The organism is Agrobacterium sp. BT-220-3 (assembly GCF_025910175.1).
Lineage (GTDB): Bacteria > Pseudomonadota > Alphaproteobacteria > Rhizobiales > Rhizobiaceae > Agrobacterium > Agrobacterium oryzihabitans.
In genome coordinates, this window is sequence record NZ_JAPAIX010000002.1 from 83,219 (window position 1) to 107,398 (window position 24,180).

General features: G+C 60.4%; 21 protein-coding genes. 12 read left to right on the top strand and 9 right to left on the bottom strand.

From position 1 onward, the window contains the following. Window positions 1-62 precede the first annotated feature (62 nt). Window positions 63-1,421, bottom strand: coding sequence for an amidase (locus OK142_RS07005; protein WP_498681841.1), 1,359 nt, complete (start codon window positions 1,419-1,421; stop codon window positions 63-65). Between the two features lie 344 nt (window positions 1,422-1,765). Here OK142_RS07005 and OK142_RS07010 point away from each other — a divergent pair, with 344 nt between their 5' ends. The 3 genes from OK142_RS07010 to OK142_RS07020 all read left to right on the top strand — a co-directional run bounded on the left by OK142_RS07010 (window position 1,766) and on the right by OK142_RS07020 (window position 5,984). Continuing rightward, window positions 1,766-4,084, top strand: a complete 2,319-nt coding sequence (locus tag OK142_RS07010; RefSeq protein ID WP_498681842.1) for an EAL domain-containing protein — start codon at window positions 1,766-1,768, stop codon at window positions 4,082-4,084. A 29-nt stretch (window positions 4,085-4,113) separates the two neighbouring features. Further along, window positions 4,114-5,007 carry an amino acid ABC transporter substrate-binding protein gene (locus OK142_RS07015; protein WP_137038861.1) on the top strand — a complete coding sequence of 298 codons (894 nt, stop codon included), beginning with the start codon at window positions 4,114-4,116 and terminating at the stop codon, window positions 5,005-5,007. 74 nt (window positions 5,008-5,081) lie between these two features. Next, window positions 5,082-5,984: an amino acid ABC transporter substrate-binding protein gene (locus OK142_RS07020; RefSeq protein WP_498681843.1), complete on the top strand. Its 903-nt coding sequence runs from the start codon at window positions 5,082-5,084 to the stop codon at window positions 5,982-5,984. Window positions 5,985-6,027: 43 nt separating this feature from the next. Here the strand turns inward: OK142_RS07020 and minE are convergent, their stop codons facing one another. The 3 genes from minE to minC are packed head-to-tail and all read right to left on the bottom strand — an operon-like array spanning window position 6,028 to window position 7,869. Further along, window positions 6,028-6,288 (bottom strand): cell division topological specificity factor MinE, encoded by a 261-nt coding sequence (gene minE / locus OK142_RS07025; RefSeq protein ID WP_003500829.1) that lies wholly within the window; start codon window positions 6,286-6,288, stop codon window positions 6,028-6,030. Further along, the gene (gene minD / locus OK142_RS07030) at window positions 6,285-7,100 is read right to left on the bottom strand and encodes a septum site-determining protein MinD (protein WP_003500827.1); all 816 of its coding nucleotides are present in this window, start codon (window positions 7,098-7,100) and stop codon (window positions 6,285-6,287) included. Before minD ends, minE begins: the two co-directional genes overlap by 4 nt. Before the next feature lie 37 nt (window positions 7,101-7,137). Beyond that, window positions 7,138-7,869 (bottom strand): septum site-determining protein MinC, encoded by a 732-nt coding sequence (gene minC, locus OK142_RS07035; RefSeq protein ID WP_003500825.1) that lies wholly within the window; start codon window positions 7,867-7,869, stop codon window positions 7,138-7,140. A 412-nt stretch (window positions 7,870-8,281) separates the two neighbouring features. Between minC and OK142_RS07040 the strand changes: the two genes are divergently transcribed. The 7 genes from OK142_RS07040 (at window position 8,282) to uxuA (ending at window position 15,467) form a co-directional block, all read left to right on the top strand. Next, entirely contained in the window at window positions 8,282-8,962 is a 681-nt protein-coding gene (locus OK142_RS07040; protein WP_498681846.1) for an HAD family hydrolase, read from the top strand. 350 nt (window positions 8,963-9,312) lie between these two features. Then, window positions 9,313-10,029: a FadR/GntR family transcriptional regulator gene (locus OK142_RS07045; RefSeq protein WP_003500818.1), complete on the top strand. Its 717-nt coding sequence runs from the start codon at window positions 9,313-9,315 to the stop codon at window positions 10,027-10,029. Window positions 10,030-10,090: 61 nt separating this feature from the next. Beyond that, entirely contained in the window at window positions 10,091-11,065 is a 975-nt protein-coding gene (locus OK142_RS07050; RefSeq protein WP_003500816.1) for a sialic acid TRAP transporter substrate-binding protein SiaP, read from the top strand. Window positions 11,066-11,138: 73 nt separating this feature from the next. Then, complete coding sequence (locus OK142_RS07055) at window positions 11,139-11,714, top strand: TRAP transporter small permease (protein WP_498681849.1); 576 nt, start codon at window positions 11,139-11,141, stop codon at window positions 11,712-11,714. Window positions 11,715-11,718: 4 nt separating this feature from the next. After that, entirely contained in the window at window positions 11,719-13,125 is a 1,407-nt protein-coding gene (locus tag OK142_RS07060; protein WP_313615787.1) for a TRAP transporter large permease, read from the top strand. 70 nt (window positions 13,126-13,195) lie between these two features. After that, window positions 13,196-14,242 (top strand): L-idonate 5-dehydrogenase, encoded by a 1,047-nt coding sequence (locus OK142_RS07065; protein ID WP_498681851.1) that lies wholly within the window; start codon window positions 13,196-13,198, stop codon window positions 14,240-14,242. 16 nt (window positions 14,243-14,258) lie between these two features. Further along, window positions 14,259-15,467: a mannonate dehydratase gene (uxuA, locus tag OK142_RS07070; RefSeq protein WP_498681852.1), complete on the top strand. Its 1,209-nt coding sequence runs from the start codon at window positions 14,259-14,261 to the stop codon at window positions 15,465-15,467. A 27-nt stretch (window positions 15,468-15,494) separates the two neighbouring features. Here the strand turns inward: uxuA and OK142_RS07075 are convergent, their stop codons facing one another. Further along, complete coding sequence (locus OK142_RS07075) at window positions 15,495-15,848, bottom strand: antibiotic resistance protein VanZ (RefSeq protein ID WP_498681853.1); 354 nt, start codon at window positions 15,846-15,848, stop codon at window positions 15,495-15,497. 245 nt (window positions 15,849-16,093) lie between these two features. Here OK142_RS07075 and OK142_RS07080 point away from each other — a divergent pair, with 245 nt between their 5' ends. Together OK142_RS07080 and aztD are read left to right on the top strand one after the other, a co-directional pair. Next, a complete protein-coding gene (locus tag OK142_RS07080) occupies window positions 16,094-17,605 on the top strand; it encodes an aldehyde dehydrogenase (NADP(+)) (protein ID WP_137038870.1) in 1,512 nt (503 codons plus the stop codon). A 351-nt stretch (window positions 17,606-17,956) separates the two neighbouring features. Further along, the gene (gene aztD, locus OK142_RS07085) at window positions 17,957-19,207 is read left to right on the top strand and encodes a zinc metallochaperone AztD (RefSeq protein WP_313613734.1); all 1,251 of its coding nucleotides are present in this window, start codon (window positions 17,957-17,959) and stop codon (window positions 19,205-19,207) included. A gap of 76 nt (window positions 19,208-19,283) precedes the next feature. On the opposite strand, the gene OK142_RS07090 is transcribed toward aztD, so the two are convergent. From OK142_RS07090 to OK142_RS07105, 4 genes are read right to left on the bottom strand one after another with little or no spacing between them, the layout of a single operon-like run. Beyond that, window positions 19,284-20,282 carry a TRAP transporter substrate-binding protein gene (locus OK142_RS07090; protein WP_498681855.1) on the bottom strand — a complete coding sequence of 333 codons (999 nt, stop codon included), beginning with the start codon at window positions 20,280-20,282 and terminating at the stop codon, window positions 19,284-19,286. A 16-nt stretch (window positions 20,283-20,298) separates the two neighbouring features. After that, on the bottom strand, window positions 20,299-22,131 hold the full coding sequence (locus tag OK142_RS07095) for a TRAP transporter large permease (protein WP_498681857.1): 1,833 nt from the start codon (window positions 22,129-22,131) through the stop codon (window positions 20,299-20,301). 28 nt (window positions 22,132-22,159) lie between these two features. Next, entirely contained in the window at window positions 22,160-23,287 is a 1,128-nt protein-coding gene (locus tag OK142_RS07100) for an LLM class flavin-dependent oxidoreductase (protein WP_498681858.1), read from the bottom strand. Continuing rightward, window positions 23,284-24,135, bottom strand: coding sequence for an ABC transporter substrate-binding protein (locus OK142_RS07105; RefSeq protein ID WP_498681859.1), 852 nt, complete (start codon window positions 24,133-24,135; stop codon window positions 23,284-23,286). Before OK142_RS07105 ends, OK142_RS07100 begins: the two co-directional genes overlap by 4 nt. Between the last annotated feature and the right edge of the window lie 45 nt (window positions 24,136-24,180).

The following is a 24,180-nucleotide window of genomic DNA, read 5'->3' on the forward strand; positions in this document are numbered from 1 at the left end:
TGATCGCGCTGGACCCCGGATCAAGTCCGGGGTGACGAAGAATGGCTGTGTGCACCGTCCTCTCAGCCCCGAATGATCTCTTCCGCAGCCATCGCGACACCCAGAACATGGTCGTCCGTGCCGTGCAGGCCGGAAAGCAGCAAGCCGACCGGCATGCCTGCCTCGCCTGTTCCACACGGAATGGAAACACCGCAGAGATCGAAAAAATTGCCGATCTGGGTGTTGCGCAGGGTCTTCGCATTCATGGCGAAAAAGGCATCGTCGCTATCAATCAGCGGCGCGACCTTTGCCGCAACATGCGGCAATGTCGGCGACACCGGTAGTTCGTCCTTGCCGATCATCCCGGAAAACGCCGCCGTCATGCTTTCACGCGCTTCCAGAATGCCGATGTAATCCGGCATGGAGATATTCGCGCCCAACCTCGTTCGAGCGACGACGCGTGGGTCCATGCGCGCGGCATCCGCACTTTCCAGCCGGGCTTTGTGCAGGGCGAAGGCTTCCGCCGTTACCAACGCGCCCTTTTCCTTGATAAGATCGAACAGTTCCGAAAAAAGCGGGAACGCCTGTCGCCGCACGGAGGCGCCGGCGCGGGCAAGCCGTTCCACCGCCTGCTCGAAAGCGACCGCCACACCCTCCTCTATGCCATCGAAGAACACCGTTTCGGGCACCACGAGCGACAGGCCGGACAGAGGCGCACGTGCGATATCGGCGGCCGATCTGCCACGCATGGCTGCATCCACCCAGATGGCGTCCTGCACGGTGCGGGTCAGCGGCCCGAGCGAATCCAGGCTTTTTGCCAGCGGATAAACGCCCCGCATCGAATAACGGCCGCGACTTGCCTTGTAACCCACCACGCCATTGAACGCGGCCGGAATGCGCACCGATCCCCCGGTATCGGTACCGATTGCCACCGGCACCAGACCGGCGGCCACGGCAACGCCTGCACCGGAGGACGAGCCGCCGGGCAAACGGTGACCGTCCATGGAGACAGGATTGCGCGGTGTGCCGTAATGCGGATTGATGCCAAGGCCGGAAAACGCGAACTCACTCATATTGGTACGGCCGATAGAAATCATTCCGGCCTCTTTCAGCGCCGTCACCACATCGGCGTCACGGGAAGCAGGCGCATCGTTTGACAGCACCGTCGATCCGGCCGTGGTCGCCATGCCTTCAAGATCGAAAAGATCCTTCCAGGCCACCGGAATACCGTCGAGCACACCAAAGGAGCGACCCTCGCGAATGCGTTTGGAGGCACTTTCGGCTTCCGCCATCGCCCGCGCTGCCGTCAGGCCGACAAAAATCGCCTGGTCGTCGTCTTTCCCAATCGCATCGAGCGTCTCTTCCGCCAGAGCGCGCGGATCGAGATGCCCGCTCTGGATGAGAACGGAAAGCTGAGCGATGTTTTTGCCCCTGTGAGCCATGATGATATTCCCTGAAATCGGATAGTGCCCACAACATGCCGTTTATCGGCTGCTTGGCAAGGCAGGTCGGTGTCCATTCAGGCCGAGAAGTTGACTTGAGAAACGCGCAAAGGTTGTCATACTGACTTAGCGGTGTTGTTTCAGAGTCTGACCGTAAGCCACCGATTCCTTCAACCTCAAGTGCAGGAACGTCGCGCCTTATATAAGCGGCGACTATAAAAAGACGGATTAATTCTTAATCGCATCTAAACTTTGTTGAATTATTTAGCAGACACCATTGAAATGCATGTCCTATAAAATTCCATAAAACAATTATAACGCGACATCGCGGGGGAATATCGCGAATGGAAGAGACTGCCTATCGGGGGATAGATAGACAGACTGAAACCGGTGACACGCTTCGCTCAACGACGCAGGCGGCACCGGGCCGTTTTTCGCGGCGGCGTTCGCTCGCCAGCAAGATAACCCTGATATTTCTCGGCGGCGTGATCTTTTCCTACAGTATCGGCGCGCTTGTCGGCTGGTACATGTTCGTTGCCGCCGCCAGCGAGCAATGGCTCAACCAGGCCCGCGTCAATTCGCAGATCGCCAGCGCCACGCTGCGCAGCATCTATACCTATGTCAGCGTCACGGCCGACACGGACGGACAGGTCAACGGCATATTGACCGACAAGCCGATCGGCGACGACGAATCCATTCTCGTCACCGGCTTCAATCCCAGCGACGTTCTCGCCCTCATCGGCGCGCAAACCAAAAATGCCGTCTGGCTTTTCCGTTACGACGAAGCCGATGCCGGCTTCAGGCAGATCGCCGCAGCCTTTGACAACGCCACTGACGACGACGAAAAACCGCTCGCCACCGATCCCATCTTCTCAAAAGATGCCGTGGCCGCCCGTTTCGCCACCGGCTTTGCAACCATCGGCGAGTCGAACCACTACATCGGCCTGCTGCCGATCATCAGCACCGAAACGAAAAAGCCGATCGGCGCGGTCGCCGTCAGCATCGGCGGTTCGGACGAGCTCTACGGCGCGCAGAGGAAGCTGATCTACAATTCGCTGATCGCGCTGATCGTGGTTCTGACCGTGACCGGCGTTCTCGTAACGGTGATTGCGCGGCACTTTCTGAAACCCGTTCCGGCGCTGGTGCAGGCGACTTTGAGGATCGCCCGCGAGGAAACGGATGTCGTCACGCCGTTTCAGAAGCGGCGGGACGAGATCGGCGACATGGCCACGGCTATCGAAACGCTGCGTGAGGCGGTCCTGGAACGCGGACGCCTGCGGCAGATACGCGACATGGCGCAGCAGCTCGAACATATGGCCCATCATGACGCGCTGACCGGACTTCCCAACCGCGTGCTGCTGATGAAGACGCTGGAAAATCGCCTCGAACATCTTTCCGCTTCCGGCCAGCCGTTCAACGTCATGCTGCTCGATCTCGACCGATTCAAGGCTGTGAACGATACGCTGGGACATGCGGCGGGCGACGCGTTGCTGGTGGCTGTTGCCTCGCGGATTTCCTCCGTGCTTGGCGAAAACGACATGGTGAGCAGGCTCGGCGGGGATGAATTTGCGATCATACAGTCGGTGACCGACGATTGTCGGGCGGATGCGGGCGCTTTGGCGAAACGGGTCGTGCATGCGGTCTCGCGCAGCTTCAACCTCGAAGGCAGCGACATCAGCGTCGATACCAGCATCGGCATCGCCTGCGCCCCCGATCACGGCACCTCCGGCACCCAGCTTCTGCAACATGCGGATCTCGGCCTCTACCGGGCGAAATCCATGGGATGCGGCCTCTTCGTCTTTTACGAACCCGGCATGGACATGGCGGCACAGCACAAGCACGCGCTTGAAATCGACATGAAATCCGCCCTCGAAAACCGCGAATTCGAGCTGCATTACCAGCCCGTCGTCAATCTGCAGAGCGGCCGCATCGTCGCCTATGAGGCGCTTGCCCGCTGGCGGCACAGCAAGCTTGGCATCATCACGCCGGACCGGTTCATCACGCTTGCCGAAGAAAACAATTTCATCAAACCTCTGGGTGAATGGGTGCTGGCACAGGCCTGCACGGACGCCATGAGCTGGCCGAAGGACATCCGGCTCGCGGTCAACTTATCCGCCGTACAGCTCGGCAATGACGATATCGTCCCGATTGTCGATAGGGCGCTTGAAACATCCGGTTTTCCCGCGGAGCGGCTGGAACTGGAAGTGACCGAAACGGCGATGCTGGAGCGTGACAGCAGCGCCCGGGCGCTGAAGCTCCTGAAGGAAAGGGGCGTGCGCCTCGTGCTCGACGATTTCGGCACGGGTTATGCGGGGCTCAGCACATTGACCCATGTTTCCTTCGACAAGATCAAGATCGACCGTGAATTCGTGTCCGGCCTGCCAGGCAATCCCATGTGCTCGGCCATCGTCAACACCATCATCGATATGGCCGAACAGATCGGCCTGCGGGTCACCGCCGAGGGTGTGGAAGACAGGGACCAGGTCGAGGCGCTCAAGCTTTCCGGATGCGACGAGGCCCAGGGCTATTATTTCGCCGAGCCGGCCCCGCTTGCCCACGTCCTCAAGAACCGGGCTGTCATCACGCCCGTCGGTAAGGACGAATTTGGCGACACCGTACGCTCGTTACAGGAAACCTATTGCCCACCACAAAAAGCGATTTGAGAAACCGGCCGCCGGCCAAAGGAAATAAAATGCGCCTTGCAGTATTTTGCCTTTTCCTCACATGCTTTGCCCCCATCACCCCGCTGCAGGCCGCCGACGAAGGCGACACGCTTCAGCAGATTGCCAAGACCGCAAAGATCCGCATCGGTTACCGTGAAGCCGAGCCACCGTTCTCCTACCAGCTGCCCAGTGGAGAAATTACCGGTTTTTCGACCGATCTCTGTCGGGCAATCAGCGAGGACATCCGCAAAAGGCTGAAGCTCGACCGGATCGACCTCGAATATGTCAAAGCCACGCCGGCGACCCGCTTCATCCTTGTTCGCAGCGGCCAGATCGATATCGAATGTGCCGCGACGACCAACAACAGCGAACGCCGGAAAATGGTGGATTTCTCCTATCCGAACTTCATGACCGCGACGCAGTTTCTCTCCCGCAAACAGGACAATCTGAAGAACCTTGCCGATCTCGCCGGGCGGTCCGTCACATCCGCCTCCGGCACCGTCAACATCGAACAGCTGAATGCCGTAAACCGGCAAAAGAACCTCAATATTTCCGTCATGCCGACAAAGACTAACGAGGAGGCGTTCGAACTCGTCGTTGCCGGCAAGGCCTCCGCCTTTGTCATGGATGGCATATTGCTGGCGGCGCTGGCGGCGACGTCCGAAAACCCCGATCTCTACGCGCTTTCCGAGGAAACGCTGAGCGCGCCTGAGCCCTATGGTCTGGTTTTCCGGCGCGACGACCCGGCTTTCAAGGCGGCGGTCAACGAAAGTCTGCGCCAGATATTCACCGGCCCCGCCATTCACGGCCTTTATGAGAAATGGTTCACCAAGCCCATTCCGCCGAACGGCATGAACCTGAACCTGCCAATGACGGCCTCCTTGAAAGAGGCCTATGAAAATCCAGGCGAATACCGGGACTGACGGTGCAAGCCGGCGCACTGCCTCTATTTTTTACGAAGACATGTTTTGGCACTTATTTTAGCTGGAGATGCGCGATGCAGAGATCGACATTGTGGCTTGCTCTTGGGGTTTTAAGTCTTTTGCCCGCCGCTGCGGCTGGCGACGATACCCAGCCGCCGACACTGGAAACCATTGCCAAGACCGGCACCATCCGGTTGGGTTATGCCGACCGCAACCTGCCCTTTTCCTATCTGGGCACGGGCCCCGAGCCGATCGGCTACAGCATCGAGCTTTGCCTGAGGGTCGCCGGCTCCATCAAGAAAAAACTGGGTCTGCCCGAATTGAAGATCGACTTCGTCAAACGCACCCCCAGCAATCGCATCATGCTTCTCAATGACGGCACGATCGACATGGAATGCGTGGCGAGCACGAACACGGAGGAGCGCCGCAAGGCCGTGTGGTTCTCCTACAGCCATTTCATCACCGGCACGCGCTATGTCGCGCTGAAATCGAGTGGTCTCACCACCGTCGGCGATCTTGCCGGACGAACCGTGGTGGTGACGACCGGGACAATCAATATCGGCCAGCTGAATGTGCTCAACCGCAAACTGGGGATGAATATCGCCGTGCTGCAAAATGACAGTACGGAAGGCGGGTTCGAAATGGTGACGGAAAATCGCGCCTCGGCCTTCGTCATGGACGATATTCTCCTGCGATCCTTCGTCGCCGAAACCGGGCGCCCCGAGGATTATTCCATCTCGAGCGAATATCTTGCCCCGCCACAGCCCTATGGCCTGATGCTCCGGCACGGCGATACCGGCTTCCGGGATGCCGTCAATGAAGCGCTTGGGCAAATCTACGCGAGTGGCGAAATCGAAAAAATCTACGACAAATGGTTCAACGCGCCGATCCCGCCAAACGGGATGAACCTCAAACGCCCACTGCCCGGCGATCTGGCGGAAATATTCCGAAAGCCGATTGATACGACGGCTGAGTAGATGAAAACGCCGCCCGATATGGGCGGCGTTTTCGAAGGAAACATCAAGCGGCGCGCAGGTCGGCGCTCAACGGGATCTCGACATCGATCTCCAATATGGAGACATGCTCGTCACGATCCATCTTCACATGCACCCGATCATTGTCGATCTGCACGTGTTTGGCGATGACCGCGAGAATTTCTTCCCGCAGGATGGCGACGAGATCGGAGCCCGAGGATGCCCTTTCGTGGGCAAGCAGCACCTGCAGGCGCTCGCGCGCAAGCGGGGCCGACTTCTGTTTGCGGAAGAGACTGAAAATGCTCATGCAGCCCTCCTTGCGAAGATTTTCGAGAAGATACCCCGCTTCTCACCCGGAATGACCACCGGAATCTCCTCGCCGGACAGGCGGCGGGCAGCATCGAAATAGGCCATGGCCGGTGCACAACGGGCATCCGCCAGCGTAACCGGCGCGCCGACGTTGGAAGCGCGCAGCACGTCGGTGCTTTCGGGAATGATGCCGAGCAGCGGAATGGAGAGAATTTCCAGAACGTCATCGACCTTCAGCATGTCGCCACGTTCGGCGCGGGCCGAATCGTAGCGCGTCAGAAGCAGGTGCTTTTCCATGCGCTCGCCGCGTTCGGCCTTCAGCGTCTTGGAATCCAGCAGGCCGATGATGCGGTCGCTGTCGCGCACCGAAGAGACTTCCGGATTGGTGACGACGACCGCCACATCCGCATGGCGCATGGCAAGCGTTGCACCACGTTCGATGCCGGCGGGGCTGTCGCAGATAACCCAGTCGAAATGTTTCTTCAGCTCGGCAATGACCCATTCGACACCTTCGGGCGTCAGATTGTCCTTGTCGCGCGTCTGCGAGGCAGGAAGCAGGAACAGGGTCTCGAGGCGCTTGTCGCGGATCAGCGCCTGGGTCAGCTTGGCATCGCCCTGGATGACGTTGACGAGATCGTAAACCACCCGGCGTTCAGCACCCATGACGAGATCGAGGTTGCGCAGGCCGACATCGAAATCGACAACAACGACCTTCTGCTTGTTCTGCGCCAGTGCGGCGCCAAGCGCTGCGGTCGAGGTGGTCTTGCCAACCCCGCCCTTGCCGGAAGTAACAACGACTACCTTCCCCATACGGCTCTCCTGTTCCTGTGTTGTTTTCTCTATCTCGTCAGCCAAGTTTTTCGGCCTTGATCGTATCGTTTTCCAGCCACAGCTGAACGGGCTGGCCGCGCAGCTTGTCGTCAATATCCTCGGCGACCTTATAGACGCCATCGATCGCCAAAAGCTCCGCCTCCAGCTTGCGGCAGAAGATGCGCGCCGAGACATTGCCAAGCGAACCGGCCATCGCCCGCCCGCGCAGCGCACCGTAAATATGCACAGAACCGCCCGCGATGATTTCTGCCCCCGAGGCGACCGAACCGATGACGGTCACGTCTCCCTCGGGAAACATGATCGACTGGCCGGAGCGCACCGGCTCGTTGATGACCAGCGACTGCACGACGGCACGAACCTCGCCCGCGGCACGCGGCTTCTCTTCCGGCAATTCGGCGGAGGCGACAGCAACCGGCTCGACCTCGACATCGGAAGCGGGCTTTCCGCCCTTCAGCGACGGCGGCATGCCCGGTTCGATCATCGAGGGACGGACACCTTCGATCCCCATGATGCCGACATTGCGTTCCGTCAGCGCCGCGAGCAGTGCCTTCAGTCCCGCCTTGTCGAGCGACAGTTCGGACGCATCCAGGACAACCGGACGCGACAGGAAGAACCCGGCCGAACGCGCAGCGAGATCATCGAGCCTTTCCAGCCATTGATCGAGCGGAGCTTCGGGGGACAGGACGACTGCGAGGAAGGAGCGGCCTTTGATACGGATCGAACGCTGGTCTGTTAGCACTTTGGTCATCTTGGTAAACAAATCGTTGACAATTAGGTACCTCGAATATGGTTAACAAATGGTTAACGACGCCCTTAAAGCGACGGTTCCGTTAAGAAAATTCCGCGATGGAAATTCTCATGCAAGACATTCAAAAACTACGGTGACATTTTGATTTTGCGTATTTTTACCACTTGCAAAAACTCATGATAGCACCCCAGCCTTGCTGCAACCTGACGCCCGTATGACCAAATGAGGGCCTCCCTCCCCCTGCCTTGCCCTGAGCGAGTCGCAGAGGAACTCACTCGTACGATTCTGAGACAATATTCGCCCCCGTTTGCGAAATGATCGCCATTTGCTTTCGCGGCGGAAAAGCGATTCCGTTATGCCTGTCGATGCTGTAGACACGAGGCGAACCCCACTCGTCCAACGGAAGAATGAGATGCACAGCAAAGTCCCGCCGGCCAGCCAGATCTTTTCGCGCGAATATGCCGCCTTCCTGTTCGACATGGATGGAACGCTGCTCAATTCGATTGCAGTGGTGGAAAGAGTGTGGCGCGAATGGGCCGTGGAAAACGGCATCGAGCCGGATGCTTTCCTGCAGCGCATCCACGGCATGCGCGCATCGGAAGTGGTGCGCCGCGAGGCTATTCCCGGCCTCGATATCCAGGAACAGGCGGATATGCTGCTGCAAAAGGAAATGGAGGATGTCGAGGGCATTCTCCAGATACCGCAGGCGGCGGCATTTCTTGAGAAATTGCCGGCCGGAAAATGGGCCATCGTCACCTCCGCCGCCCGCGCGCTTGCCGAACTGCGCCTGGCGGCTGCGGGCCTCACACCGCCCCCGGTGATGATCTGCGCCGAGGATGTTGTGAATGGCAAGCCGGACCCCGAGGGCTACAAAAAGGCCGCCGAGAAGCTTGGCGTCGCGCCGAAAGACTGTGTCGTGTTCGAGGACGCCCCCGCCGGTATTCAGGCCGGGGAAAGCATGGGCGCAACGGTAGTCGTCATCAACGCCACCCATTCGCATCCGATCGAAACGACGCATCTTTCCATTGGCGGTTATGGTGAGCTGGACATCACAATCGGCAGCGATGGCAACTTAAAACTCGCACATAACTAAAGGCTGAAACGCCAATCAGGCGGCACGCGAAACAATGATTTCGTATGCGAGCCTATCCCCCCTTCGTCATTCCGGCCTTGAGCCGGAATCCAGCCGACGCGCGTCTGCGCGGCGAGAAGGGTCCTTTCAGCCCAAGGACTTGGGCTGGCTGGATGCCGGATCAAGTCCGGCATGACGGAAAGGGTAAAAGTGCCGGAGTGCGGCAATGCCAAGCCGGCCCTCAGGCTTTACGCCGCACACTTTTCCGCCAAGGCTGATTGACAGTACCGCATAAATGCTCCCTAATGAAATTGGTAAGACCATCTTACCGCTTGCGCGATTTGAGGAGACTGTCGCGCTGGGAGGACATCATGTTTGTGGCTCTGGAGCCGCGCCGCCTTTACCGGCTGGTCGCGGAGCAAATTCGCTTGCTCATTGAAACGGGGGAGTTGACCGATGGTCAGCGCCTGCCGGCGGAACGCGACCTTGCGGAGCGTTTCGGCGTATCCCGCCCCACGGTGCGGGAAGCGCTGATCGTGTTGGAAGTGGAAGGCCATATCCATATCCGCATGGGTTCGGGCGTTTATGTGAACGCATCCCGCAAGCCGGACAAGGAAAAACCGCCGGTGCCGGACGCCCATGGGCCGTTCGAAATCCTGCAGGCGCGCTGCATCATCGAAAGCGCGATTGCCGAGGAAGCAGCAAGGCTCGCCACGCCCGAATGTATCGCCAAGCTGGACGATATTATCGAACGCATGGCCGGCGCGCTCGACAATTCGCCGCAGGCCCTCAACCTCGACCGCGCCTTCCACACCGCAATTGCCGATATCATCGGCAATTCGGCGCTGAACCGCTTCACCGGGCTCATCTATGACGAGCGCAGCCTTTCGCCCTATTTCGAAAAGCTCGCCAGCTATTTCGAGGGACCGCACACGTGGATCCTCGCCGTTCAGGAACACCGGGTTATCCGCGACGCGATCGCGGCGAATGACCCGGAAGGCGCGCGCGAGGCGATGCGGCAGCATCTGACGCTGTCGCAAAAGAGATTTTCCGAAAGTTTCGGGGAGGAAACGATCGGGGAAGAGTGACCGCGCCGCAACCGGCGACGGGAAAAACAGAAATCTGACTTTAATTCGGGAGGAGTTAAGAATGAAAATCAGATTGTCGACTTTGATGGGTGCAACCGCTGCCATTCTGCTTTCAGCCTTGGCGGCGCAGGCGCAAACCGCGCTGAAATGGGCGCATGTCTACGAGACCTCCGAACCGTTCCACACGGATTCGGTCTGGGCTGCGGAAGAAATCGCCAAGCGGACAGACGGCCGCTACAAGATCGATGTTTTCCCCGCATCTCAGCTCGGCAAGGAAGCCGATATCAACCAGGGTTTGAAGCTCGGAACGGTGGATATCATCATCTCCGGCTCGAGCTTCGCCGCGCGCGACCACAAGCCGATCGGCGTCACCTATTTCCCCTATATCTTCCGCGATCCGAGCCATCTGATCGCCTATACCAAGAGCGATGTCTTCAAGAAGCTTGCGAAAGGCTATGAAGACAAGACCGGCAACCACATCGTCGCCGTCAGCTATTACGGCACGCGCCACACCACCTCCAACCGGCCGATTGAAAAATGCGGTGACATGGCCGGCCTGAAGATGCGCGTTCCCGACGTTCCCGCCTATCTGGCCATGCCGCGCGCCTGTGGCGCCAACACGACGCCCATCGCCTTTGCGGAAGTCTATCTGGCGCTTCAGAACGGCACCGTCGAGGCCCAGGAAAACCCGCTGACGACGATTGAGGCGAAGAAATTCTACGAAGTTCAGAAGAACATCGTTCTGACGGGCCACATCGTCGACCACCTCAACACCCTCGTCTCCAAAACCCGCTGGGCAAGCCTTTCGGATGAGGACAAGAAAATCTTCACCGAAGTGATGCAGGAGGCCGCCGCCCGCACGACGAAGACGATCGAAGCCCGTGAAAAGGCACTGGTCGACGAATTCAAATCCAAGGGTATCACCGTGGCCGAAGTCGATAAGGCAGACTTCGAGAAAAATGTCATCGACAAGGTAAAGCTTGAAGATTTCGGTTACGAAAAGGCCGACTGGGAAGCGATCCGCGCCATCAAGTGATGTCTGAGCGTGTCCCGGCGCCCGAAGGTGCCGGGACACCATCACCCGAGACCCCTGGACTGGAGTTCCGTCAATGACTGACCAGCAGCACGCGCCCGTCAGCGTGGAAGAAATGGCGCACGCCTTCGAGGAGGAAAACGGCCCGGTCGACCTTTCGCCCTATGCCGTGGAAGACTGGATAACCCTTGCCGTGTTCTGGGGCATGGGTTTTTGCGTCTTCCTGCAATTCTTCACCCGTTACGTGTTGAACAACAGTTTCGCATGGACCGAAGAGATCGCCGCCAATTGCCTCGTCGTCGTCGTTTTTCTCGGCTCGGTCATGTGCGTGCGCATGTTCCGGCACATTCACGTCGACCTGATCTATCGCTTCGTGCCGAAATCCGTCGGACGACTTCTGGAGCTGATCGTCGATCTCATCACCATCGGTTTCTTTGCCTACATCACCTGGCTGATGTGGCGCTATCTGGAAATCGTCGGCGATGAGCGCATGGTCACCGTCGACCTGCCGCGCGGCATTGTCTTTTACACCGTTTTCGCCGCTTTCGCGCTGATGTTCCTGCGTGCCCTGCACAATTTCATCAGGGACATCACCGGCAAGCAAACCGTGCGTGAAAAGGCTCAGGAAGCCGTAAGCACACAGGGAATCTAAAACCATGCTTTTGCTCATCGGTTCATTTCTTCTGCTTCTCATCATCGGCACGCCGGTGGCCGTTTCCATGGCCGTCAGCTCGCTTCTTTATCTCATCCTCTACGACGTGGCACCCGATATCATCGCAGCCCAGCGCATGATCGCCGGTGTCGAAAGCTTCCCGCTCATCGCCGTGCCGTTCTTCATCCTCGCCGGCAATCTGATGAACATCGCCGGGGTGACAAGCCGCATCTACCGCTTCGCGCTTGCGCTGGTTGGCTGGATGAAGGGCGGCCTGGCGCAGGTCAACATCATCGGTTCGGTGGTTTTTTCCGGCATGTCGGGAACCGCGCTTGCGGATGCTGCAGGCATCGGCACCATCGAGATCAAGGCCATGAAGGATCATGGTTATCCGGTCGATGCTGCCGTCGGCGTCACTGCCGCTTCGGCGACGCTCGGCCCGATCTTTCCGCCATCATTGCCCTTCGTGATCTATGGAATGATGGCCAACGCCTCGATCGGCGCGCTGTTCATGGCCGGCATCATTCCCGGCGTCGTCATGACCGTGCTGATGATGGTGACGGTCTATATTTTCGCAAAACGAAAGGGCTGGGGGTCCGACACGCCCTTCCAGCTGAAGCAGCTGCTTTCAGCCTCCATGGAAATAGTGATCGTCTTCAGCTTCCCGGTCGCCGTCTATCTGATGATCCTTGCCGGCATGTCGCTCAATGTCGCGGTTCTTGTCGGCCTCGCCGTGCTTGTTGCCCTCGACTGGTATTACGATTTCTCCGCCGTGATGGCGTTGATGACGCCGGTACTTCTGATTGGCGGCATGACGATGGGCTGGTTCACGCCGACCGAAGCAGCGGTCGCCGCAGTCCTCTGGTCGCTTTTCCTGGGGTTGGTGCGCTACCGCACCATGACATTCAAGACTTTGGCCAAAGCCAGCTTCGATACCATCGAGACAACCGCGTCCGTTCTCTTCATCGTCACGGCGGCTTCGATCTTCGCATGGTTGCTGACGGTCAGTCAGGCCGCCCAGCTGTTTTCCGACTTCATGTTCGGCATGACGGACAACTGGTGGACCTTCCTCATCATCGTCAACATCCTGCTTCTGATTGTCGGCGCGTTTCTCGACACCATCGCCGCCATCAGCATTCTGGTGCCGATCCTGATGCCGGTCGCCGCGCGTTACGGTATCGATCCTGTCCATCTCGGACTGATTGTCACGCTGAACCTGATGATCGGTCTTTTGACCCCGCCTGTCGGCATGGTGCTGTTCGTGCTGTCGCGTATTTCGAAAATGTCGGTGGAGCGGACAACGCTCGCCATCTTGCCCTGGATGATCCCGCTTTTCGTGGCCCTGGCGCTGATCACGTTCATACCTCCGATCACACTGTGGTTGCCTACGCAGCTTGGCCTTATCCGCTGAACGAAACCAAGCTGCGCGGTCAGCGCCGCGCAGCTTTTTCAATAATGTATGTATTCGAAAGGACCCCGTCATGCAGATACGCGTGGCACGTCTATACGGCCGTGAAGATATTCGCGTCGAAACGCAGGACATAGAGGAACCCGGCCCCGGTGAAGTGCTGCTCACCATGGCGGCGGGCGGCATTTGCGGCTCCGATCTTCATTATTATCAGGACGGCGGCTTCGGCCCTGTCAGGGTACGTGAGCCCATCATCTGCGGCCACGAGGCATCCGGCCACGTGCGGGCGCTGGGGGACGGCGTCAGCGGACTTGCGATCGGCCAGCTCGTCGCCGTCAATCCCTCGCAGCCCTGCGGCCATTGCCATTTCTGCCTGAAGGGCCAGCCGATCCATTGCCTTGAAATGCGCTTCATGGGCAGCGCCATGCGCCTGCCGCATGAGCAGGGCATGTTCCGCGACCGGCTGGTGGTTCCCGCCAAACAATGCGCGGCATTTTCAGACGCCACCTCGCCCGCCGAAGCGGCCTGCACCGAACCCCTTGCCGTCTGCCTGCATGCTGTGGCCCAGGCCGGCGACCTCACGGGCGCCAAGTTACTGGTGACCGGCGCTGGCCCGATCGGCCTGCTGACAATTGCCGCCGCCCGCCATGCCGGCGCAAGCATCATCGTCGCCACCGATCTCACAGACGCAGCACTGGAACGCGCGCCCGCCATGGGTGCGGACCGCACGATCAATGTCGCGAAGGACGCGGACGCGCTTTTACCCTATCAGGACAATAAGGGTTATTTCGACGTCATTTTCGATTGCTCCGCCGCAGGCCCCGCGCTTCGCACCGCCTTTGCCTGCGTACGTCCGCGCGGCACCATCGTGCAGGTGGGTGTTACCGGCGATATCACCATTCCGCTCAACGCGCTGGTGGGCAAGGAAATCCTCTGGCGCGGCTCGCAGCGTTTCCATGATGAATTCGCCATTGCCGCCCGGCTCATCTCGTCTCGCGGGATCGATGTGCGGCCGATCATTTCCCACAGCTTCCCGCTTGGCGAAGCGAAAGCCGCCTTCGAACAGGCCGGAGACCGCTCCGCCGCCTGCAAGGTGCAACTGACATTTTCCGCAGAATGATATTTGAGGATTAAAGATGAGACATACATGGCGCTGGTTCGGCCCGGTCGACAAGGTCACGGTTCAGGATGCAGCTCAGGCAGGCGCGGAAGGCATCGTCAGTGCGCTGCACCACATCGCCACAGGTGATGTCTGGCCGGTGGACGAGATCGCCAAACGGCATGAGGCGATCAGGGCCGGCGGGCTTTATTGGGACGTGGTGGAAAGCGTGCCGGTCTCCGAAGACATCAAGACCCAGACGGGTGACTGGAAAAATCACATCGCCAACTGGCAGGAAACGCTGCGCCGCCTCTCCGCCTCCGGCATCCGCACCGTCTGCTACAACTTCATGCCGGTGCTGGACTGGACCCGCACCGATCTTCGCTGGGAAACCAGACACGGCGCAAAGGCGATGCGCTTCGATCTTCCCGACTTCGCCGCCTTCGACATTCATATCCTGAAGCGCCCCGAGGCGAAGGCGGATTATCCTGAATGGCTGGTGGAGGAAGCGGCGAAACGTTTCGGCGAGATGCCGGACACGAAGATCGCCGCGCTCGGGCGTAATATCGGCGCAGGCCTACCCGGCTCGGCGGATGGTTACACGCTTGCCCAGCTTCTCGAAAAACTGCGCTCCTATCACGGCATCAACCGCGACAGGCTGCAACAGAACCTGATCGACTTTCTCTCGGAAGTGACGCCGGTTGCCGAGGAGGTGGGTATCAACATCTGCGCCCACGGCGATGATCCGCCATGGCCCCTGCTCGGCCTGCCGCGCATCCTCTCGACGGAGGCCGACTACGCCCATATGTTGTCCCAGGTGGACAGCCGCGCCAACGGTGTGACGCTGTGCACCGGCTCCCTCGGTGCGCGGGCGGATAACGACCTGCCCTTCATCGCCGGCCGTTTTGCCGATCGCATCCATTTCGTGCATCTGCGCAACGTGACGCGTGACACTGACACCGTGCCCTGCTCCTTCTTCGAGGACGAACATCTGGAAGGCGGGACCGACATGGTTGCGGTTATCGCGGCACTCCTCGCCGAAGAAGCACGCCGCCGGGTGGAGGGTCGCGAAGACCACACCATTCCGATGAGGCCCGACCACGGGCAGGAAATCCTCGACGATCTGACGCGCGGAGCACAGCCGGGTTATCCCGCCATCGGCCGACTGAAGGGGCTGGCGGAGCTGCGCGGCATCGAGCGCACGCTGTCGCATGGCCGCTTCGGGCTCGCAAGCCGGGGTCTCTGAGCAGGGAGTATCGACCGCGCGGCCCTGTCAGCTTGCGGTCAATCGCGCCTTGAACTGAAGCCAGGAAAAAGCGGCAAGCCCGCCGGCGATGGCGCCGGCGCCTTTCACGGCTGCATCCGTCATATGCGGATGGCGCGTGGGCGACAGAAATTGAAGCGCCTCGATACCGAAAGCCGCCACCACACCGGCGACGACGACGGCAAGCCAGTAACGCGGATAGGCCAGCACAAAGGCAGCCGAACAGAAGGCGAAGGCGGCGGCGCGGTCGGTGCCGACCGTCGTCAGCGTATGCGGCCGAAAGCCGATCGGGCAGACTGTAACGATCAAGATCAGCAGAAACACCGACCAGGCGACATATTTCGGAAGTCTATTTATCATCATGGCGTCACAATAGAGCGCCCCGCACGTAAACGGAAGCTCGTCTTTTTCACGCATCGCCCGATTAATCACACTTTTCGGTCAAATAGTTGCGAAACTGCCTTTCGTTGCGGCCCCACACGGGCTAAGGCAGAGGGCGACCGGACGCGGATCGCGGCTGATGGCGTTCACGTTGTCGCCCTTCGGTCCGGTGTCACGGTGTCGGGTGGATTTTTCCACACAGGATCAGATTTTCAGGGAAGAGCACAATGAGTTTCAAGCCGCACGGCAAACATCTGGTTGCAGGAGAATGGGTCGCAACGGATGCAAAATTCCGCAGCGAACCTGCACATGGCGAGGCTTTCGATTTTTCGGTCGGCACCGTTGATCTGGTGAATGCGGCCTGTGAAGCAGCCGAAGAGGCCTTCTGGAGCTACGGCTACACCACCCGCGAAGAACGCGCAGCATTCCTCGATACGATTGCCGACGAGATCGAAGCACGCGCTGACGCCATCACGGAAATCGGCTCGTCCGAGACCGGCCTTCCCGCAGGACGCCTGCAGGGCGAGCGCGGCCGCACCGTTGGCCAGCTCCGCCTTTTCGCATCGCATATCCGCAAGGGCGACTATCTCGACCGCCGCCATGACGAAGCGCTGCCGGACCGCCAGCCGCTACCGCGCCCGGATATCCGTCTGATGCAGCGCCCGATCGGCCCCGTCGCGGTCTTCGGCGCCTCCAACTTCCCGCTCGCCTTTTCGACGGCCGGTGGTGATACGGCCGCCGCTCTCGCAGCCGGCTGCCCTGTTGTGGTCAAGGGCCATTCCGCCCATCCCGGCACCGGCGAAATCGTTGCCGAAGCCGTTCTCGCCGCCGTCAAGAAGCACAACCTGCATCCCGGCGTTTTCTCGCTGATCCAGGGCGGCCGCCGCGATGTCGGTTCCGCGCTCGTCCAGCATCCGCGCATCAAGGCGGTCGGATTCACCGGCTCGCTCGCCGGCGGCCGTGCGCTGTTCGATCTCTGCGCCCAGCGCCCCGAGCCGATCCCCTTCTTCGGCGAGCTCGGCTCCGTCAACCCGATGTTCCTGCTGCCGGAAGCCGTTTCCGCCCGCGGCGAGGCCATCGCAAAGGGCTGGGCGGGCTCGCTTACCATGGGCGCCGGCCAGTTCTGCACCAATCCCGGCATCGCCGTCGTTCTGTCCTCGCAGGCGGATGCGGTTGCGGAAACCGCCCGTGCCGCCCTCTCCGAAGTCGGCCCGCAGGTCATGCTGACGGACGGTATCGCCGCCGCCTATCGTGACGGCCGCGACCGCATCGCCGCGGGCAATGGCGTGCGCGACGTGCTGACCACCACCTGCGACCTGCGCAACGCAACGCCTTACCTGTTCCGCGTTTCGGGCAAGGACTGGGTCGCGAACCACGCGCTTGCCGAAGAAGTCTTCGGGCCGCTCGGCCTGATCGTGACGGTCGACAGCACCGAAGAAATGCTCGAAGTGGCAAAGAGCTTCGAAGGCCAGCTGACGGCAACCCTGCATCTGGATGCCGGCGATGCTGAACTCGGCCGCAAGCTTCTGCCCATCCTGGAGCGCAAGGCCGGCCGCGTTCTCGCCAACGGTTTCCCGACCGGCGTTGAAGTTTCCGAAGCCATGGTTCACGGCGGCCCCTACCCGGCTTCGACCAACTTCGGCGCAACCTCTGTTGGCACCATGTCGATCCGCCGCTTCATGCGTCCGGTTTCCTACCAGAACATTCCTTCGGACGTTCTGCCCGAAGACATCCGCTAATCATTGCAAAGGCAGGCGCTGCAACGCGCCTGCCTTCAGCGTCGCAACCTCCCCCTTCCGTCATCCTCGCCCCTTGAGGCGAGGATCCACGCGCCGTTGAAGGATATGGGTCCTCGGGTCAAGCCCGAGGATGACGTCGCGTTTGTGGCCTGACACGGAAGCCCCAGCTCTTCCGCGCGTCACCGATACATACTTCCAGATTTTCAGCAGTTCGACGTCCACGTCGGTTGACATGGACCCTGCGCATAATGCTAATACGTAGCTTGTAACGTAATAACATTACAAACATCCTCAAAGGCCTCGATACCGGCCCTTATCAGCATGAGGATGACAACGTCTGGAAGGAACACCATGAGATTCTCCCTTCACCAGCAACTTGGCGTGGGCGCGCTCGCCACATGCCTGGCGCTAGCCACGTCCCTCGCCTCCGGTATGGCGCATGCGGAAGAAAACAAGGACGGCGTAACAGCATGGCGGCTGTTCGTCGCCGATCACAGCGAGCCGGTCGTGCGCGCAATCGATTTCGACACCGGCAAGGAACTCGGGCGCTACGATCTGAAAGGATATGCGGCGCTGACCGCCAGCGCGTCGGGCAAGACGGTTTTCGCCACCCAGTCGGATGCCGACATGGTGCATGTGATCAAATCCGGCATCGTCTTCTCCGACCACGGTGAGCATCGCGATCTGGACGTGGAGGATGCGGCGCTGCTGCCGGTCACCTTCGAGGGCAAGCGTCCTTTCCACGTCGTGCCGCATGACGACCATGCCATTCTTTTCTATGACCGTGGCGGCAAGGCGGAGATCATCGATGAGGCAGCCTTGCTGGATGGCAAGGCAAAGGTTCGCACCATCGATACGACAGCCCCGCATCACGGCGTGGCGGTGACGATGGGTCGTTACGTTCTCGTTTCCGTGCCCGACACCGAAATCGAAACGAAACCCGATACGCTGCCGCCCCGCATTGGTCTGCGCGTTCTCGACAGGGACGGGAAGCAGGTCGGCGAGCAGGCGGCATGCACCGATCTGCATGGCGAGGCGACATCCGCAAGGCTCGCCGCCTTTGGCTGCAAGGAAGGCATTCTGGTTGCCCGGCCCGGCGGCACGGATGGCCCGAAGCTGGAGATGCTGGCCTATCCGGAGGATTTCCCGAAGGCCTATACCGGCACGCTGCTTGGCGGCAAATCCATGCAGTTCTTCCTCGGCAATTACGGTGAGGACAAGGTCGTCCTCATCGATCCAGACAGCAAGGATGCGTTCCGCCTCATCGAGCTGCCGACCCGGCGCGTCGACTTCATTCTCGATCCCGCCAATCCGCGCAACGCCTATATTCTAACGGAAGACGGCGACCTGCATGTGCTGGACGTGCTGGAAGGCGCCATTACCCGCAAGGCAAGGGTGACCGAACCCTATAGCAAGGATGGCCATTGGCGTGATCCGCGTCCGCGCCTTGCGGTTGCCGATGGTCAGGTGGCCATTTCCGACCCCCGCCACGCCCTTGTCCGCGTGGTGGATGCTGAAAGCCTGAAGGAGACCCGCACGGTTGCGGTGGAAGGCCAGCCCTTCTCCATCGTCGCTGTCGGCGGCTCCGGCGCCTCGCACTGATAGCAAGTAAAAAAAGAACCCCGTGCGCCTGGCTGACGCACGGGGTCTTTTTTCGACGGGGTCAGGCCCGGCGTTTTTATGCGGACTGCACAGCCTCAATTTTCCCGATGCCGCCAACCGTGCCGGCGAAATCCTGCCACACGCCCTGCGCGCCCTTGCGCCATTCGTCGAGGGCTTCCGGCTTCAGAACCTTGCCGCCCTTGGAAATCGCAAGTTCGACGGACTTTGCTTCGTCTTCAACGATCAGCTGGTTGAAATATTGCGCGCCCTCGCTCGATGCTTCCAGCAAAACCTTCTTTTCTTCGTCATCCAGCTGGTTCCAGAATGTCGCACCGTAATAGACGACACCCGAGGCCCAGATATGGCCGGTCTCGGTCATATAGGGCACGACCTCGTAAAGCTTGAACCCGGCATAGGCGGACTTGGTCAGATCCATGGCATCGGCGACACCGGTCGCCAGCGCATTATAGGTCTCGGTGATCGGGATGCCGACGGGCGTGGTGCCGAAGGCGCTCCAGAGCTTGGTGTGCAGCGGGCTCTGGATGACGCGGATTTTCTTGCCTTCCAGTTGCTCCGGTCTGGTCACGGGTTCCTTGGTCAGGAGATGGCGCGCGCCGTAATTGATAAAGTCTGCGGCAACGAATTGCTGCGCGCCGAGCTTCGTCTTCAAGTCGTTGCCGGTCTCGCCCGTCACCACCTTGCGCACATGGTCTGCATCGCGAAACAGGAAAGGCAGATCGAGGATTTGCAGCTCCGGCACCCAGCCGGAAAGCGAGGAGACGGTGGACAGGCTCGCCTGAACCGATCCGAGCCGGATGTTTTCCGCCACTTCCTTTTCGCCGCCCAGCGCACCGCTCTTGACGATGTTGAAACGGAAACGGCCGGGCAGCTTTGCCTCCACCAGTTCGCTGATCTTCACCCAGATTTTCGTCTCCGGCTTGTCGTCGGCGAACAGGGAAGCGACCGTAATGCTACGGGTTTTGGCATTTGCACTGCGCACGAAGGCGGGCGCGGCAAACGTCGCTGCACCTATGGCAGAGAATTTCAGGAGATTGCGACGATCGATAATAGTCATGAATAAAACCCCGGATTTAGAAGATAATGGCCCAGGCGCACAGAATGGCGAGGGAAACGAGAAGAGAGACAAGATAGGGAACGACGGCCCGGAAAAGCGCTGTCGCCGGAATGCGGGTGACGCCGCTGACCACGAAGATCAGCATGCCGAGCGGTGGCGTCAGGCCATGGATCATCAGATTGACCACGAGAATGACGCCGAAATGGATCGGATCGATACCGGCGGCCACTGCGGCGGGCAGCAGGATCGGGCCGAAGAGCAGGATGGCAGCACCAATATCCAGCACCAGCCCGACCACGAGCAGGATCAGGTTGGACAGCAGAAGCACCGCGATCTTGCTGCCACCGAGCAGGGTGACGAAATCGGTCACGAGGCCGGAGACGTTGTCCACCGCCAGCAGGAAGGCGAAAGGACCCGCCGTGCCGATCAGAAGGCCGATGGCCGCCGCTTCCCCGGCCGATTGCCGGAAGGTTGCGAAAATGCGACCCGCGCCCAGCCGGTACCCGAAGCCGAGAAGCAGCGTGTAGAGTGCTGCAAGTGCGGCCGCTTCCGTGGTGGTGACGATGCCGATGCGGATGCCGACCACCACGATGACGCCGAGGCCGAAGGCGGGTATGGCGGCGATGGCGGAGCGCCAGCGTTCAACTCCCGTGGCGCGCGGCAGGGTATCGACGCTGCGCACGCTCAAATGGATCGCCACCGCAAGGCAGATCGCCATCAGCCCGCCGGCAAAGAAGCCGCCCACCAGCAGCGAGCCGACCGACAGATTGGTGGCTGTGGCAAGGATCAAGAAAGCAATGGAGGGCGGGATGACATTGTCGAGCACCGAGGTGGCGGCAATGATCGCACCCGCCTGCGCCGGCGGATAGCCGTGCTTGACCAGTTCCGGCTGGAAGGTGGAAGCGCCGAAGGCGGCGTTGGCGACCGAGGAGCCGGAGGCGCCGGAAAACAGCACGCTGGTCAGAAGCGTCGTCTGCGCCAGTCCCGCCCGCCGGTGTCCGACCATGGCGGCGGCGAACCGAACCAGCTGGTTGGCGACGCCCGATTCCGTCAGCAGGCTTCCGGCCAGCAGGAAGAAGGGGATGGCGAGCAGCAGGAATTTCGACATGCCGGTTACCGTCGAGGAAACGATGGCCGGCTCCGGCAAGGTGCTGCCGAAGGCGATCGCCACGTAAGCCGCAGCGAGGAAGGCATGGGCAAGCGGTGCCGCCAGCACCAGCCCCAACGCCGCCGTGAGCGCCAGAAACAGGCTTGGCGGCAGTGTCGTATCAACGAAAACTTCCGGCAGGCCAACATAGGCCACAATTGCAATGGCGAGAGACGCGAGAACGGCAAGCGCCTTGCCTTCACTGACACGCTGAAGCGCGAGATAGAGAAGGATCAGCGCGCCGCCAGCGCCGAGAAAGCCGAACCGCACCCATTCCGGCAGGCCGAGCGTCGGAGAGGTGCCGCCCAGCATCGCAGCGATTTCAACCCCGCCGAAGGCGAGGATAAGCGCCGCGACGAAGGAGAAGGCATCGGCCAGAACTTCGGTTGCGGCGTGAAAACGCTCAGGCAGAAACCGCACGAAAACATCAAGCCGCATGGCGAGCGCGCTTTTGAGGCTGAGCGGCGCGCCGACCGCGATCATCGCCACATGCAGCCAGATGCCGAGGTCTTCTGCGCCGATGAAGCCGGTGTGAAACAGATAACGCAGGGTGACATTGACCAGCACCACCACGAGAAGCGTGGCAAGAATGGCGGCGGCGACCGCGCCGAGCGCCTTGTCCAGGACGGCAAGAGCCCGCGCGGCCGCGCGCTGCGGGCCGATGCGCCGTTGTGCAATTGTTGTTGCCGGACTTGCCGTCATGTCTTTTTTCTCCACTCCCGGGCCATGCTCACGATGCCTTGGCCGAGAGGTCGCGGTCGAACAAGGTCGACCAGGTGAATTGTTTCGCCGACGAGACTTCCCGCGATACATCAAGACGCCGAAGAACCTTTTCCCCGAAGCGGAAGGCCTCCTCCAGCAATGGCATGCCGGACAGAATAAAGGTATTCACACCCGCCTTTTTATAGGCTTCCAGCGTACGGATGACCGTATCTGGCGAACCGACGATCGCGGTGCCCGGTCCCGGCCGGACAAGACCGATGCCAGCCCAGAGATTGGGGGCAATTTCGAGATCGCGCAGGTTCTCGGGTTTCTGCCCGCCATGCATCGCCGTCATGCGCTGCTGGCCGACGGAATCGGTCTTGCCGACGAAACGCTGATTGGCGGCAATCGCGTTCGCATCCATACGACCGTAGAGATCGGCTGCGGCGGCCCATGCCTCTTCATCGGTATCGCGGACGATGACATAAAGGCGAATGCCGTATTCCAGCTCGCGGCCGAGCTTTTCCGCCCGCGCCTTGACGAGATCGACTTTCGCGCCGATCTGGTCTGGCGTTTCGCCCCAGGAAAGATAGGTTTCGACGTGTTTGGCCGCAACGTCGATCGCCTTATCCGAAGAGCCGCCGAACCATAGCGGTGGTGGCTCTATGCCCTGCCCCACCGGCAGCGCGAGCTTTGCGCCTTCGGTCTGGAAATGCCGCCCCTTGAAATCGACCGTCTCCCCGGCAAAAAGGCGGTGCCAGATCTGCAGATATTCATCCGCCATATCGTAACGCTCGTCATGCGGCATGGTCATGCCGTAAGCGCCGAGCATCTTGGCATCGCCCGAGACGACATTGATCAGCAGACGTCCGCGCGAAAACTCCTGAAGCGTCGCCGCCATCTTGGCGAGCAGCGTTGGCGCGACAAGGCCGGGATGAATGGCGACCAGAAACTTCAGCCGCTCGGTATAGGAGAGCAGCGCGCCCGCCAGAACCCAGACGTCATGCGCGCCGGTGGCAAACAATGCGCCGGTGTAACCAAGCTGGTCGTAAGCGAGCGCCAGCTGCTTGTAATAACCGAGATCGACCTTGCGGGAACCTTCCGGTTGCCAGGGATAAGCGCCATCGGGCGCGCACATGTACCAGAAAACATTCATCTGTCGCCTCCCGCGCTGGCTGATTGCCCCGTCAGAACCGGTAAAGAGAAATGACCGTGCCTGTAAAGCGTATCGGCCTCCTCCTGCTGTTCGGCAAGGATATTTTCGGCGGCGGGCACCACCGAAAGATCGCGCGAGCGCAGCACCTTTGCCCATGACTGCGCGTCGCCTTCGCTGCCCGGTTCGGCGGCAAGAAGGGCTGCGGCCCTGTCTATATCCGCCGTGACGGCCCGGCCGACACGGTCCAGTTCGGTGGCAATCGCCTCGCGCCTCTCCAGCGCTACAGTGTGACGCGCAAGCGTCCAGAACAGCGAGCGGTTAGGAATGGTGGAGCCGCAACGGACCAGAAGACTGATCTCGTCATGGGTAAGAGCTTTTTCGAGCCGCGGCGACATTGTCACCCAGGCATCGACGCGGCCTTCCACGAGGTCACGCAGGCTGTCGCTGTCGCCGCTTTCGATGCGTGTCACATCCGCAAGACCAAGCCCGGCCCCTTCCAGACTGCGCGCCAGAAGATAGGTATGAAAAGACCCGTCGATCAGCGATATGCGTTTTCCCGAAAGGTCGGCCGCAGAGCGGATCGGGCTATCCCGCCGCACGAGGATCGCGCCGTTTGCTGGCCTCGGCGCAGAGGCGGCGATATAGGCTGCGGAAAGCCCGCGCGCATCCGCCTCAATGGGCGGCGTCGAACCCGTGCCGCCGAAATGGATGTCGCCCTTTTCCAGAAGCGCCGCCGTATCGCGCCCCTCGTGATAGGGCACGAACTCCGGATCGAATTTGTCAAAAGCGCCGGGCCAGAGCCGGGCGAGCCGCAAATGCAGATTGTTGGGATGGACCCCGATTTTCATGTCGACACCTCATTTCGCAATCAATCTACTTTTTTATAGAATGTT